12 protein-coding genes are annotated in these 12,954 nt (G+C 73.2%); 7 read left to right on the top strand and 5 right to left on the bottom strand.

Features of this window, described 5'->3' with window-relative positions:
• Nucleotides 1-197 (top strand): hypothetical protein (locus ACFU99_RS14920; RefSeq protein WP_384391062.1); only part of this gene is annotated, 197 nt, incomplete at its 5' end.
• Nucleotides 198-231: 34 nt separating this feature from the next.
• On the opposite strand, the gene ACFU99_RS14925 is transcribed toward ACFU99_RS14920, so the two are convergent.
• Nucleotides 232-1,026 (bottom strand): TetR/AcrR family transcriptional regulator C-terminal domain-containing protein, encoded by a 795-nt coding sequence (locus ACFU99_RS14925; RefSeq protein WP_384391065.1) that lies wholly within the window; start codon nt 1,024-1,026, stop codon nt 232-234.
• Between the two features lie 161 nt (nt 1,027-1,187).
• On the opposite strand from ACFU99_RS14925, the gene ACFU99_RS14930 reads away from it, so the two are divergent.
• Complete coding sequence (locus ACFU99_RS14930; RefSeq protein WP_384391091.1) at nt 1,188-2,366, top strand: FAD-dependent oxidoreductase; 1,179 nt, start codon at nt 1,188-1,190, stop codon at nt 2,364-2,366.
• Between the two features lie 64 nt (nt 2,367-2,430).
• Here the strand turns inward: ACFU99_RS14930 and ACFU99_RS14935 are convergent, their stop codons facing one another.
• On the bottom strand, nt 2,431-3,132 hold the full coding sequence (locus tag ACFU99_RS14935; protein WP_384391068.1) for a response regulator: 702 nt from the start codon (nt 3,130-3,132) through the stop codon (nt 2,431-2,433).
• Complete coding sequence (locus ACFU99_RS14940; protein WP_384391070.1) at nt 3,129-4,850, bottom strand: ATP-binding protein; 1,722 nt, start codon at nt 4,848-4,850, stop codon at nt 3,129-3,131. The genes ACFU99_RS14935 and ACFU99_RS14940 overlap by 4 nt, the downstream gene beginning before the upstream one ends.
• Before the next feature lie 280 nt (nt 4,851-5,130).
• On the opposite strand from ACFU99_RS14940, the gene ACFU99_RS14945 reads away from it, so the two are divergent.
• The 3 genes from ACFU99_RS14945 (at nt 5,131) to ACFU99_RS14955 (ending at nt 8,040) form a co-directional block, all read left to right on the top strand.
• A complete protein-coding gene (locus ACFU99_RS14945) occupies nt 5,131-5,979 on the top strand; it encodes an ABC transporter ATP-binding protein (protein ID WP_384391073.1) in 849 nt (282 codons plus the stop codon).
• Nucleotides 5,969-6,886 carry an ABC transporter permease gene (locus ACFU99_RS14950; protein ID WP_384391075.1) on the top strand — a complete coding sequence of 306 codons (918 nt, stop codon included), beginning with the start codon at nt 5,969-5,971 and terminating at the stop codon, nt 6,884-6,886. The genes ACFU99_RS14945 and ACFU99_RS14950 overlap by 11 nt, the downstream gene beginning before the upstream one ends.
• A gap of 71 nt (nt 6,887-6,957) precedes the next feature.
• The gene (locus tag ACFU99_RS14955; protein ID WP_384391078.1) at nt 6,958-8,040 is read left to right on the top strand and encodes an ABC transporter substrate-binding protein; all 1,083 of its coding nucleotides are present in this window, start codon (nt 6,958-6,960) and stop codon (nt 8,038-8,040) included.
• Here ACFU99_RS14955 and ACFU99_RS14960 read toward each other — a convergent pair.
• Both ACFU99_RS14960 and ACFU99_RS14965 read right to left on the bottom strand, forming a co-directional pair.
• Complete coding sequence (locus ACFU99_RS14960) at nt 8,007-9,008, bottom strand: sucrase ferredoxin (RefSeq protein ID WP_384391080.1); 1,002 nt, start codon at nt 9,006-9,008, stop codon at nt 8,007-8,009. The two genes, ACFU99_RS14955 and ACFU99_RS14960, sit on opposite strands and share 34 nt — an antisense overlap.
• An 85-nt stretch (nt 9,009-9,093) precedes the next feature.
• On the bottom strand, nt 9,094-10,491 hold the full coding sequence (locus ACFU99_RS14965) for a citrate/2-methylcitrate synthase (protein WP_384391083.1): 1,398 nt from the start codon (nt 10,489-10,491) through the stop codon (nt 9,094-9,096).
• A 123-nt stretch (nt 10,492-10,614) separates the two neighbouring features.
• Here ACFU99_RS14965 and ACFU99_RS14970 point away from each other — a divergent pair, with 123 nt between their 5' ends.
• Nucleotides 10,615-11,778, top strand: coding sequence for a citrate synthase/methylcitrate synthase (locus tag ACFU99_RS14970; RefSeq protein WP_384391085.1), 1,164 nt, complete (start codon nt 10,615-10,617; stop codon nt 11,776-11,778).
• Nucleotides 11,779-11,807: 29 nt separating this feature from the next.
• Entirely contained in the window at nt 11,808-12,905 is a 1,098-nt protein-coding gene (locus ACFU99_RS14975) for a CobW family GTP-binding protein (protein ID WP_384391088.1), read from the top strand.
• Nucleotides 12,906-12,954 lie beyond the last annotated feature (49 nt).

Below are 12,954 nucleotides of genomic sequence, written 5' to 3' on the forward strand. Positions count from 1 at the left end.
ACCCGGAGGACCTGCGGCCGCGCCTGGCCCAGGACCTGGTTGTGGCCGCGTTCCACTCCGCTATCGAGCGGTGGGCGCGGCAGCCCGGCTCGAAGACCCTCGCCGGCCTGCGATCCGGGCTGGAGGCCGCGCTGGACGCGGCGTCAGAGGCCACCACCTGCACGGGTGCGACCGTGTCGGGCGGCGGGCAGGCGTGAACGGGCCGGCTGAAGGCCGAAAACGGCGGCGTGGTCAGGGCCGGGGCAGGCGGGCGGCGATGCCGTCCAGGACGTACGTGAGGCCGGTGTCGAAGACGGTGTCGGCGTCGCGCGGGGCGGCCTCCACGACGGCCTCGGAGAGGGTCGGGTAGCGGCCGGTCGCGAGCATGCGGCCGATGTAGGGACCGGCGGCGATCTGCCACTGCTGCTCGTCCAGGCCGGTGGAGCGTTCGGCCCGCAGCTCGGCGACCTCCTTCCGGACCGCACCGACCAGGTAGGCGTCCACCGCCTCGACGGCGGCCAGGACCGTGTCGATGCCCTCGAAGCCGGGGGCGCGGCGCAGCGCGGCCAGCGACGATTCGAAGTTGGCCAGCGCGTTCGGGCCGAGGTGCGGACGGCCGCCGAGCAGATCGGCGAACCACTCGTGCCTGAGCGCCGCCGCCCTGGTGCGGCGCGCGTGTGACCGCAGGTCGCGGCGCCAGTCGCCGCCGGACGGCTCGGGCGCGTCGATCTCGCCGTAGACCTCGTCGACCATGAGGTCGAGCAGTTCCTCCTTGGCGGAGAGGTAGCGGTACAGCCGCATCGGCCCCGCGTCGAGCACGGCGGCGACCTTGCGCAGCGACACCGCGTCCAGCCCGTCCGCGTCGGCGAGCGCGATGGCCGCCCGTACGATCCGGTCCCTGCTCAGCGGGGACGGCGTCGGGCGGCTCGGGGGCTCGGGGCGTTCCCATACGAGCGTGGGGGTGTCGGCCGGGGACTCGGCCCCGTCGAGATCGGAGCCGGCATCGGAGCCGTCGCCGTGGGGCTCGGGGTGCCGTCGTGTCGCCATCACGTCTCGTCCTCCACCTGGCTCCGGTCGTTCGGTCGGTCATTCATTCATGCTCTTCCGCTTTCCCAGCAACGATACAGCGCACCGTTCGATACGGTGTATCGGAAGAAGTCGCCATATCGAGGCATGTCATTGACACCAGGGGGCGGATTGCCGTGAATATCGCCGTAGCCATCATCGGAGCCGGGCCGGGGGGCCTGACCCTCGCCCGTACGCTGCGCGTCCACGGCATCGACGCCGTCGTCTACGAGCGCGAGGCGTCCCCTACCGCCCGCGCCCAGGGCGGCATGCTCGACCTGCACCGCGAGAGCGGGCAGCGGGCCCTGCGGGAGGCCGGTCTGGAGGCGGAATTCCTCGCCGTCGCCCGCGCGGAGGGCCAGGACATGCGCCTGCTGGAGCCCGACGGCACCCTGCTCCTTCAGGAGGACACGCCCGACGACGCTCCGCTGGAGCGCCCCGAGGTCGACCGCGCCGACCTGCGGAACCTCCTGCTCGACTCGCTCCCCGAGCAGGCTGTCGCATGGGGGCGCGAGTTCCGGTCCGCGACTGCCCGGCCCGGCGGCGGGTACCGCATCCAGTTCGCCGACGGCTCCACCGCCGAGTGCGACCTGCTCGTCGGCGCGGACGGCGCGTACTCGCGGGTCCGGCCGCTGCTGACCGATGCCCGGCCCGTTCATATCGGGCGCAACACCGTCGAGGGCGTCATATCCGATCTCGATCGCACCCACCCCGAGCTGGCCGCCGCGCTCGGGCGCGGCAACTACTGGGTCCTCGGCCCCGACCAGTCGCTCGCGGCCCAGCGCAACGGCGACGGGCGGGTCCGCGTCTACCTCAGCTTCCATACACCCGAGGGCTGGCTCACCGACGGCGGCGGCCCGTTCGCCGACCCCGATCCCGACCGGGTCCGCGCGGCCCTCCTGCGGCTCTTCGCCGACTGGGCCCCGCAGTGCGCGACCCTGATCCGGGCCTGTGAGGGCCCCTTCGTGCCGCGCCCGATCGCCACGCTGCCAGTCGGCCTGACCTGGGACGCCGTCCCCGAGGTCACGCTGCTCGGCGATGCCGCCCATCTGATGGCGCCCGCCGGGCTGGGCGCCAATATGGCCATGCTCGACGCCGCCGAACTCGCGCTGCGGCTCGCCGCCGCAGGCCCCGGCGGCAGTGGCAAGGGCGGCAAGGGCGGCAATGGTGACGGCGGCGTGGCGGCTGCCGTCCGCGCCTACGAGGAGGAGATGTTCGTGCGCGGGGCGGAGGCCGCGGGGGAGGCCCAGAGGATGACGGAGCTCCTGATGTCCCCCGAGGGCGCGCGGGGGCTGCTCAAGTTCTTCCAGCCCGAGCGCTAAAGGGGCCCCAGGACGCCCCCAGGGCGCTCCCAGGACGACAAGGGCGGCTGCATAGGAGAAGTCTTTACGCCGCCGGACTGCCCTCCGCCCAGCTGTAGCGGTGCTCCGGGCGGCCCGTTTCGCCGTATCGCAGGGTGAGGTGGAGCCGCCCCGAACCCTCCAGCTGCTTGAGGTAGCGCTGCGCCGTCGAGCGGCTCAGCCCCGAGCGCTCGGCGACCTCGTGCGCGGACAGGGGGAGCGAGGCGTCCGACAGGACCCGGCGGATCAGTTCGGCGGTCGGGGCGGAGTGCCCCTTGGGCAAGGGCGTGGTGGTGCTGGCGGTGCGCAGGGTGCCGAAGATGCGGTCGACCTGGTCCTGACCGGCTTCGTAGCCCGCCTCCTGCGCGCCGTCGAGAGTACGGCGCAGCTGCGCGTACGCGTCGAGCTTGACGCGCAGTCCGGCGAAGGTGAACGGCTTGACGATGTACTGGAGCGCCCCGAATCGCATGGCCGTCTGTACGGTGGCGACGTCGCGGGCCGCCGTCACCATGATCACGTCGGCGAGGTGGCCGGACTGCCGGATGCGGCGGACCAGCGACAGGCCCGTCTCGTCCGGCAGATAGTGGTCGAGCAGCACCAAGTCGACGCCGCCGCGCTCCAGCAGCGCCAGCGCCTGGGCCGCGTTGTGCGCCGTGCCCAGGACATGGAAGCCGGGCACCTTGGCCACGTACGCGGCGTTGATCCGGGCGACGCGGAAGTCGTCGTCCACGACCAGGACCTCGATCATCGCTTCACTCCTTCGAGTCGGAGTTCGAGTTCATGCCCGAGTTCATGCCCGAGTTCATGCCCGGGGTCGGGACCGGGCCCTGCGCCGGGGCCGGCACCAGGGCCGAGTTCGCGCGTGCGCAGCGCCTCCGGCAGCTCCACCGTGAACACCGCGCCGCCGCCCTCGCGCCGCGCCACCTCCGCTGTACCCCCGTACCGCTCGGCGAGCCGCCGCACCAGCGCGAGGCCGAGGCCCCGACGGCGGTGCGGGGGCGGCTCCTTGGTGGACCAGCCGTCGGTGAAGACCAGGTCCCGCGCCGCCGCCGGGACGCCGGGACCGTTGTCCGAGACGCGCAGCCACAGCGTCGTGCCCTCGGCCCGCAGCTCCACTTCCACGAAGGGCGCCTCGCCCGCTTCCCGCCGTACGCGCGCCCCCGCCGCGTCCAGCGCGTTGTCGACCAGGTTCCCGAGGACCGTCACCAGGTCGCGCGGGTCCACGACCCGGTCCGGCAGATCGGTGGCCGGCGAGATCCGCAGCGCCGCGCCGCGCTCCGCCGCGATCGCGCTCTTGCCCACCAGCAACGCGCTGACCAGCGGTTCGTGTACGCGCTCGGTCACCTGCTCGGCGGTCGCGCGGTGTGCGCCGGCCACCTCGGCGACGAACTCCGCGGCCTCCTCGTACAGCTCCAGCTCCAGCAGCCCCACGAGGGTGTGCAGCCGGTTGGCGTGCTCGTGGTCCTGGGCCCGCAGCGCCTCGGTGAGGCCGCGGGTGCCGTCCAGTTCCCGCCCCAGCTCCTCCAGTTCGGTGCGGTCGCGCAGCGTCGCGACCGTACCCCCGTCGGCCGTGTCCATCCGGTTGGCGACCAGGACCCGGCCGCCGCAGACCGTGAGCAGGTCCGTACCGGCCACCCGGCCCGCCAGGACGTCCGTCGTACGGCCCGGCGGCAGCACCTCGTCGAGCGGGCGGCCGGTGACGCGGGCCCCCGCCGCCAGGCCGAGCAGCCGCTGCGCCTCGTCGTTGACGAGCCGCACCCGGCCGCGCCGGTCGAGCGCGACGACGCCCTCGCGGATGCCGTGCAGCATCGCCTCCCGCTCGTCGAGGAGCGCGGAGATCTCTGACAGTTCGATGCCGTGGGTACGCCGCCGCAGCCGCCGGGAGGCGACGAGGGCGGCCAGCGCCCCTACGCCCAGGGCCGCGCCCGCGTATTCGAGGATGCCGGGGACGGCGTGCAGGAGCAGGGCGCGCACGCTGTCGTAGGCGATGCCGACCGAGACCGCGCCGACGACAGCGCCCGCGGAGTCGCGCAGCGGGACCTTGCCGCGGGCGGAACGGCCGAGCGTGCCGCGGTCGATGCCGGTCCACTCGTGTCCGGCCAGCGCCTCGCCCGGGTCCGTGGAGACCCGCCGGCCGACCTCGGCGGGGGTGGTGTGCGAGTAACGGATGCCGTGCACATCGACGATCACCACATAGCTGGCGCCGGTCGCGCGCCGGACGCGCTCGGCCGCGGCCTGCACCGGGCCGTCGACGGAGGGCCGGGCGGCCAGCACGTCGTGGGCGATGTCCGGCCGGGCGGCGGTGGTCTGGGCGATGGCCAGGGCGCGGCGCGCCGCCTGGGTGTCGAGCTGGTCGCTGAGCGGGGCGAGGAAGAGGCCGGCCGCGAGGACGGTGACGCCGGTGGTGATCAGCAGCTGTACGAGCAGGACTTGGGCGAAGACGCGGCGGGGCCACCGGATGTGCATGCGCGCCCCTTCCCTGCTGTCGCCGCCCCGGGCCGGGGCCCGTTTTCCAGCGCGCACGGTACGTACATACACGTACAGCGGCACCCGCTGCCGCGGCCCGCCTCAAGCGCCGAAGAAGGTCCCGTGTCGCATGTGCTGTTGTAGCGCGAGCAAAACGAGCAGAACAGGGTTTGCGCGCTCAAGCCGCACAGTGCTCACAAGACTCCCGCCGCGCCGCGGGCCGCGCCTAGCCTCCAGCCCCAGTCGCCCCGCACGGGACCGCGGGGCAGGGAGGTGGGCGATGACCCAGAACAGCGACCCCGGCCCCGGCGCCGCCCCGGCCATCGAACTGCGCGGCGCGAGCAAGGTGTTCCGTACGCCCTCGGGCGCCGGGCACACGGCCGTACGGGATCTCGGCCTGACCGTGCGGCAGGGCGAGTTCGTGGCCGTGGTGGGCCCGACGGGCTGCGGCAAGTCGACCACGCTGACGCTGGTGAGCGGGTTGGAGGAGCCGACCGAGGGCGAGGTGCTGGTCGGCGGCGAGCCCGTGACCGGCATCCGGCCGGAGGTCGGTTTCGTCTTCCAGCAGGACGCCGTCTTCCCATGGCGCACGGTGCTCTCCAACGTCATGGCGGGGCCGCGCTTCCGCGGCGTGCCCAAGGCGGCGGCCAAGGAGCGGGCCCGCGACTGGCTGGCGCGGGTGGGCCTCACCGCCTTCGAGGACCGCTATCCGCACCAGCTCTCGGGCGGTCAGCGCAAGCGCGTGTCGCTCGCCCAGACGTTTGTGGGGGAGCCGCGGATTCTCCTCATGGATGAGCCGTTCTCGGCGCTCGATGTGCAGACGCGGGCGCTGATGTCGGACGAACTGCTGGAGCTGTGGGGCGGCGCGTCGGCCCCGGACACCGCCGCCTCGGTCGTCTTCGTCACGCACGACCTGGAGGAGGCGATCGCGCTGGCCGACCGGGTGGTGGTGATGACCGCGGGCCCCGCCACGGTCAAGGAGACCTTCGCGGTCGATCTGCCGCGCCCGCGCCGGGTGGAGTCGGTGCGGCTGGAGCCGCGGTTCATCGAGATCTACCGGGAGATCTGGTCGTCGCTCGGCGAAGAGGTCCGCATTACACGGGAGAGGGGGGCCGGCCATGCCGCGTGAACCGCTGGATTCGGTTGTCGCGCCCGCCGCCGCGTCGGAGGAGAGCCGCAGAGGCGATACGGGCGTCACCGGCGGCGGGAGCGCTACGGGCCGTACGGAGGCCAGGGCGCGCGCCGCCCGTAGCCGTCGGCTGCTCGTCCACACGACGCGCGTGCTGCTGCTGGTCGCCGTGATCGCCGCCTGGGAGCTCATGGCCCGCAACGACGTCGTCGACGCCTTCAACTTCTCGATGCCGTCCAGGATCTGGGACCAGATCGTCCAGTGGGTGACGCACGGCACCGCGCAGGGCTCGCTGGGGGAGCAGATCTGGTACACGCTCTACGAGGCGCTGCTCGGCTGGCTCATCGGCGTACTCGGGGGCGTACTGCTGGGGATCGCGCTCGGCCGGATCTCGTTCCTCGCCGATGTGCTCGGCCCGTACATCAAGGTGCTCAACGCGCTGCCGCGGATCGTGCTCGCGCCGATCTTCCTCATCTGGTTCGGCCTCGGCCCGGCCTCCAAGGTCGCCTCGGCCGTGGTGCTGGTCTTCTTCCCCGTCTTCTTCAACGCGTTCCAGGGCGCGCGCGAGGTGGACCGCAATCTGGTCGCCAACGCCCGCATCCTGGGCGCGAGCAACCGCAGGGTGACGCTCCAGGTGGTCGTACCCTCCGCGACCTCATGGATCTTCACGAGCCTGCATGTGAGCTTCGGCTTCGCGCTGATCGGCGCGATCGTCGGCGAGTACATCGGCGCCACGAAGGGGATCGGGCTGCTGGTCTCCGCCTCCCAGGGGACGTTCAACGCGGCCGGGGTCTATGCGGCGATGGTGATCCTGGCCGTGGTCGCGCTGCTGGCCGAGGGCCTGCTGACCTTCGCGGAGAAGCGGCTGTTCCGGTGGAAGCCGGGCGGTTCCGGCGGCGACCGCTGACCGCTGGCCGGCCGCCGCCTTTCGCTTCACGACCATTCCCGGCGCACGATCTCACCCCCAAGGACACCATGATGCGTACTCTCAGCAGGATTTCCGCGGCCGCCGTCGCGGGCGTGCTGTGCCTCTCCCTCGCCGCGTGCGCCAACGACGCGCAGGCGGGCGGCGGTTCGGGCGGCGGCTCCGGCGGCTCCGGCGACTCAGGTGGTTCAGGCACTGGCTCGGGCGGCGCCCATGTCAAGATCATGGTCGGCGGCCTGGACAAGATCATCTATCTGCCGGCCATGCTCACCCAGAAGCTCGGCTACTTCAAGGCGGAGGGCGTGGACGTCCAACTGCTCACCGAGCCCGCCGGCGTACAGGCCACCACCTCGCTGGTCGCCGGGGACGTCCAGGGTGTCGTCGGCTTCTACGACCACACGCTCGACCTTCAGGTGAAGGGCAAGCACGTGGAGTCGGTGGTCCAGTTCGCGCGGACGCCCGGCGAGGTGGAGGTGGTCTCCAAGAAGTCCGCGTCCCGGCTCGGCTCCCCGAAGGACTTCAAGGGCAAGAAGCTCGGGGTGACCGGCCTCGGCTCGTCCACCGACTTCCTCACCAAGTACCTGGCCGTCAGGAACGGCGTCGACGTCAGCGAGTTCACCCCGGTCGCCGTCGGGGCGGGCCAGACCTTCATCTCCGCGCTCCAGCAGGGCTCCATCGACGGCGGCATGACCACCGACCCGACCGTCGCGCAGGTCGTGGCCAAGGACGCCGGCAAGGTGCTCGTCGACATGCGCACCCCCGAGGGCTCCAAGGCCGCGCTCGGCGGCCTCTACCCCGCCGCGAGCCTCTATATGAACACCGACTGGGTGCGGGGCAACAAGGCGACCGTGCAGAAGCTCGCCAACGCCTTCGTCAAGACGCTGAAGTGGATGCGGGCGCACACGCCCGAGGAGATCGCGGCCAAGATGCCCGCCGACTACGCGCAGGGCGGCAAGGAGCTCTACGTACAGGCCATCAAGAGCACCCTGCCGATGTTCACCGAGGACGGGGTGATGCCGGCCGACGGCCCGAAGACCGTGCACGAGGTGCTCAAGGCGTTCAACCCGACGCTGAAGAACGCCACCGTGGATCTGGAGAAGACCTACACCACGGAGTTCGTCAAGAAGGCGGGCTGAGGAGCCGGGCTTCGGGGCTCCTCGTGTTCCGTGGTGGTCTCGTGCTGATCGGCGACCTCGAACACGCCCGTCACGTCCATCCGGGCCGGGGAGCCGAGCGCCCTGCCGCAGCTCTCGGGCCGGGGCGGCTCCGCGGCGCCGCGCTCGACCGCCACCCACCACTGACGGCCGTCCCGGTGGCCGACCGTCACGGTCCACGAGGGCGCCGCGCCCTCGGTCCGTACGACCGTGAACGCGTCGGCGCCGTCCTCGCCGGTCAGCTCCCGGACCGCCAGCTCGGCGGCCTGCGCCGGGCGCTCCCACGCGGACCGGCCGCGGCAGCCGTCGGCGACCATCCGGCCCTCGCGCACCGCCTCGACGGCCTCCTGCACGGCGGCCGCGGTGGCCCGCCCGTACGCGTATCCGTACGGCAGCACGACCAGCGTCGGCGAGAAGCGGTGGCCGCCGATGTGGGTGATCTCCCAGACGGAGGCGGTCTCCGAGGCGGCGAGCTCGGCGGCGAGCGGGCGGCCCAGCAGGGCGCAGCAGCGGTCCCGCTTGCCGTTGGTGCAGACGAGCACGAGCGGTTCGCCGAGGTACGTGCGCCAGTCGTACGGGCCGCGCAGCCCGCGCTCGTCGCCCGCCCCGAGCGCCGCGAAGTCCAGCTCCGCCAGGTGCGCGGGGTCGGTGATCTCGGCCGTACGGACCCAGGAGCGGCCCGGCAGGGTGTGGGCGACGAAGACGCGCCGGGCGGCCGGTTCGCGGCAGTCCGCGGTACGGGCGGGGCGGCGGATCAGCGCGACGCGCACCCCATGGGGCTCGGCGGCCTTCTCCAGCGCGCGCCCGAGGGCCGGTTCGAGGCGGCTGGCGGTGAGGGCCTCGGCGCCCCAGGGGCCGGGCTGTTCGATCAGCAGCCAGGTCCGGGCGGTGGCGGCGGTGCCGGCCAGCGGCTCGGACAGGTCACGGGAAGCGGTCGCGCACGTGCTCACATAGGTAAGCCTAACCTGAGTCGCCGGGCGGGGCTTACCACTTGGGGAAGCTCGGCCGCGCGGCCCTCGGTGAAGGCCGCGCCCCCTACGGCAGCGGCTGCGGTGGCCGCGGGCCGCGGTAGTGGCCGCTGGGGCGCATGCGCATGGGGCGTTCCTCGTACTCCTCCAAGGCGTGCGCGATCCAGCCCGCCGTGCGGGCGACGGCGAAGACCGTCTCGCCCGCCTCCACCGGCATCCCCGACGCGACCGACAGCACGCTCAGCGTGAGGTCGACATTGGCGTGCAGCGAGGCGTGCCGGGCGGTGGCCGCCACCACGTCCTGGGCGGCGGCCAGCGCGTCGGCGGCCATCGGCACGTCCGCCAGCATGGCGAACAACGCTCGCGCGCGCGGGTCCTCGCCGGGGTAGAGGCGGTGGCCGAGCCCCGGCACCCGGCGGCCCGCCCGCAGATAGTCGGAGACGACCGCCCCCGCGCTGCCGCGCTCCAGCACCTCCGCCAGCATCCGGTGCGCGAGCCCGCTGGCCGCGCCGTGCAAGGGGCCGTCGAGTGCGCCGAAACCCGCGGAGACGACGGCGTACGGGTGCGCCCGCGCGGAGGCGGCGACGCGGACGGCGAGCGTGGAGGCGGCGAGATCGTGGTCGATGAGCAGTACGAGCGCGGCTTCGAGGGCTCGTAGCGAGGGCTCGTCGGCGGGCCGCGCGGTCAGCCGGAGCCACAGCCGCTCCGCGAGCCGGCCGGTCTCCTCGCCCGCTGCGTCCTCGGCAGGCGGCCAGCCGCACTGTCCAGGCGCGACCGGCCCGTTGCCCGCGCCTATGCCCTCGGCCGCTGTTCGTCCGGCGGGCCGGCCGTTCTCCCTGGCCGACGCCGACCCGATGCCCGCGCCCTCCGCCCGCCCGGCCGGCGGCAACGCGTCGACCAGCGTCGGGATCAGCCCCCGCGCGGCGCCCAGCACCGCCTCCGGGGAGAGGTCGAAGCGCAGCGGATCGGCGGCCGCGGCGGCGATGGTCGCCACGCGCAGCCGGTCCATCGGGCCGCTGTGCGCGGGCAGCGCCGCCACCGTGCGGCGCGCCGCCGCCAGCGCTTCGGCGGGGGCCGTGAACCGGGTGCCGGGCCGCAGTCGCCCGGTCCAGAGCCAGTCGGCGACCTCCTCGTAGCCGTACCGCCCGGCGAGTTCCGTGGCGTCCACGCCGCGGAAGTAGTAGCGGTCGGCGTCGATGAGCGTGATGCCCGTACGGACCGCCGGATCGCCCCCGGCCGCCGTCTCGCGCCGGCCGCCGCGCCGTACGAGCGCGTCGACCTCCTTGGCGTCGAAGGTGGAGCCGCGCCCGCCGGGGCTGCGGTGGCTCGTCAGCTGGCCCCGGCTCACGTACGCGTAGACCGTCTCGGGCTTCACGCCGAGCCGTTCGGCCGCCTCCCGGGTGGTCAGCCGCTCGCGCTCATGACTCGCCGCCCCACCAGCCCCATCCGCCTCTTGATCCACCATGCGTCACACCGTATCGATAGTGATTCATCATAGACTCGACATTGATTCAATCAATATTGACAGCGAATGAGTCAAGCATAGACAGTCAAATCAATGAGCGAAACAGACCAAGGGAGACCGACCATGCCGACCACCGCGGCGAACGCGCCGATCGACGTACCCCGCGGACTCGCGGGCGTCGTCGTCACCGAGACGGCGCTGGGCGACGTCCGGGGGCGCGAGGGCTTCTACCACTACCGCCAGTACTCGGCCGTCGAACTCGCCGAGAACCGCGGCTTCGAGGACGTCTGGCACCTGATGTGCCACGGCTCCCTCCCCGACGCCGGGCAGCGCGCGGCCTTCGCCGCCGAGACCGCCGCCCTGCGCCACCTGCCCGCCGACGTCCGCGACGCGCTGCCCGCCATCGCCCGGTCCTGCGCGCTCACCGGCCCGCTCGCGGGGCTGCGCACCGCGCTCTCCCTGCTCGGCGCCTCCTCGGGCGGCCGCCCGCTGTACGACATCGACGCCGACCGCCGCCGGGCCGACGCCCTCGCAGCGTGCGCGGCCGTGCCCACCCTGCTCACCGCGCTGCACCGGCTGGGCCAGGGGCTCGCGCCCGTCGAGCCGCGCGACGACCTGTCGTACGCGGCCAACTACCTGTACATGATGACCGGTTCGGAGCCGGAGCCGGAGCGGGTGCGGGCCATCGAGCAGTACCTCGTCTCCACCGTGGACCACGGCTTCAACGCCTCCACCTTCACCGCCCGCGTCATCGCCTCTACCGGCGCCGACCTCGCCGCCTGCCTCGTCGGAGCCGTCGGAGCGCTCTCCGGCCCGCTGCACGGCGGCGCGCCCAGCCGCGCCCTGGACACCCTCGACGCCATCGGCACCCGGGACCGCGTCGACCCCTGGATCCGCGAACGCGTCCTGGCGGGGGAGCGGATCATGGGCTTCGGGCACCCCGTCTACCGCACCGAGGACCCGCGCTCCCGCATGCTGCGCGGTATCGCGGAGCGGTTCGGCGGCCCCCTGGTCGAGTTCGCCGTGCACGTCGAGCGGCGCGTCCTGGAGATTCTCGCGGAGCTCAAGCCGGGCCGTGAGCTGCACACCAACGTGGAGTTCTACGCGGGCGTCGTCATGGAGCTGTGCGGCGTGCCGCGCGCGATGTTCACCCCGACGTTCGCGGCCGCCCGGGTCGTCGGCTGGAGCGCCAATATCCTGGAGCAGGCGGAGGACTCGAAGATCATCCGCCCGGCGGCCCGCTACGTCGGCCCGCCGCCGCCCCAGCCGTTGCCCGCCGTGCGCTGACGACGGCTGACGACGATGGAGACGCCCCCTTGGCCAAGCGACAGATCCCGGTCATCGTGCTCGCGGGATTCCTGGGATCCGGCAAGACCACCCTGCTCAACCACCTGCTGAGCAGGTCCGGGGGCAGCCGGATCGGGGCGGTCGTCAACGACTTCGGGAGCGTCGAGATCGACGCGATGACCGTCGCCGGGCAGGTCGACTCGATGGTCTCGCTCGGCAACGGCTGCCTGTGCTGCGCCGTCGACACCAGCGAGCTGGACGACTACCTCGACCGGCTGGCCCGCCCGGCGGCGCGCATCGACGTCATCGTCATCGAGGCGAGCGGCCTCGCGGAGCCGCAGGAACTCATCCGCATGATCCTGGCCGGCGAGAACCAGGACACCGTCTACGGCGGGCTCGTCGAGGTCGTCGACGCCGCCGAGTTCGCCCGCACCCGCGCCGCGCACCCCGAGCTCGACCGCCACCTCGGCCTCGCCGACCTCGTGGTCCTCAACAAGGCGGACCGCGTCGCGGACGCGGAGCGTACGGACCTGCTCGCCGCGCTGGCCGGGCTCGCCCCCGGCACGCCCGTCGTCCCGGCCTCGTACGGGCGCGTCGACCCGGAGCTGCTCTTCGACCGCCGCCCCCGCGAGGACCGTATGGAGGCCATACGGCAGCTCTCCTTCGAGGACCTGGTGACCGACGAGGCCGACGAGGACCATGACCACAGCGGCCATCTGCACGCCGCGTACGACAGCCTCTCCTTCGTCACCGACGCCCCCATGAACCCGCGCCGCCTGATGGACTTCCTCGACAGCAGGCCGCCCGGCCTCTACCGCGTCAAGGGCTTCGTCCGCTTCGACGTGCCCGGCAGCCGGCAGAAGTTCGCCGTCCACGCGGTCGGCGACTTCCTGCGCTTCTACCCGTCCCCCTGGGCCCGCGGCGAGGAACGGCTCACCCAGCTCGTACTGATCGGCTCCGGCATCGACACCGAGGCCCTCCGCAAGGAACTGGAAGCCTGCCAGGACACGGAGGCCGCCGCGTGGGCCGCGGGCGAGGAGACCATGTGGGGCGTGCTGCGGTACGTACAGGACCCCGAGGAGCAGCGCGACGCCGGGGGATGGGCGGACGCGGACGCGGAGGAGTAGCGGGAACCACCGTACGGCCCACGCCACAGCGGCCGGGCCCCTCGTGGGG

This window comes from Streptomyces sp. NPDC057654 (genome assembly GCF_042800135.1).
Lineage (GTDB): Bacteria > Actinomycetota > Actinomycetes > Streptomycetales > Streptomycetaceae > Streptomyces.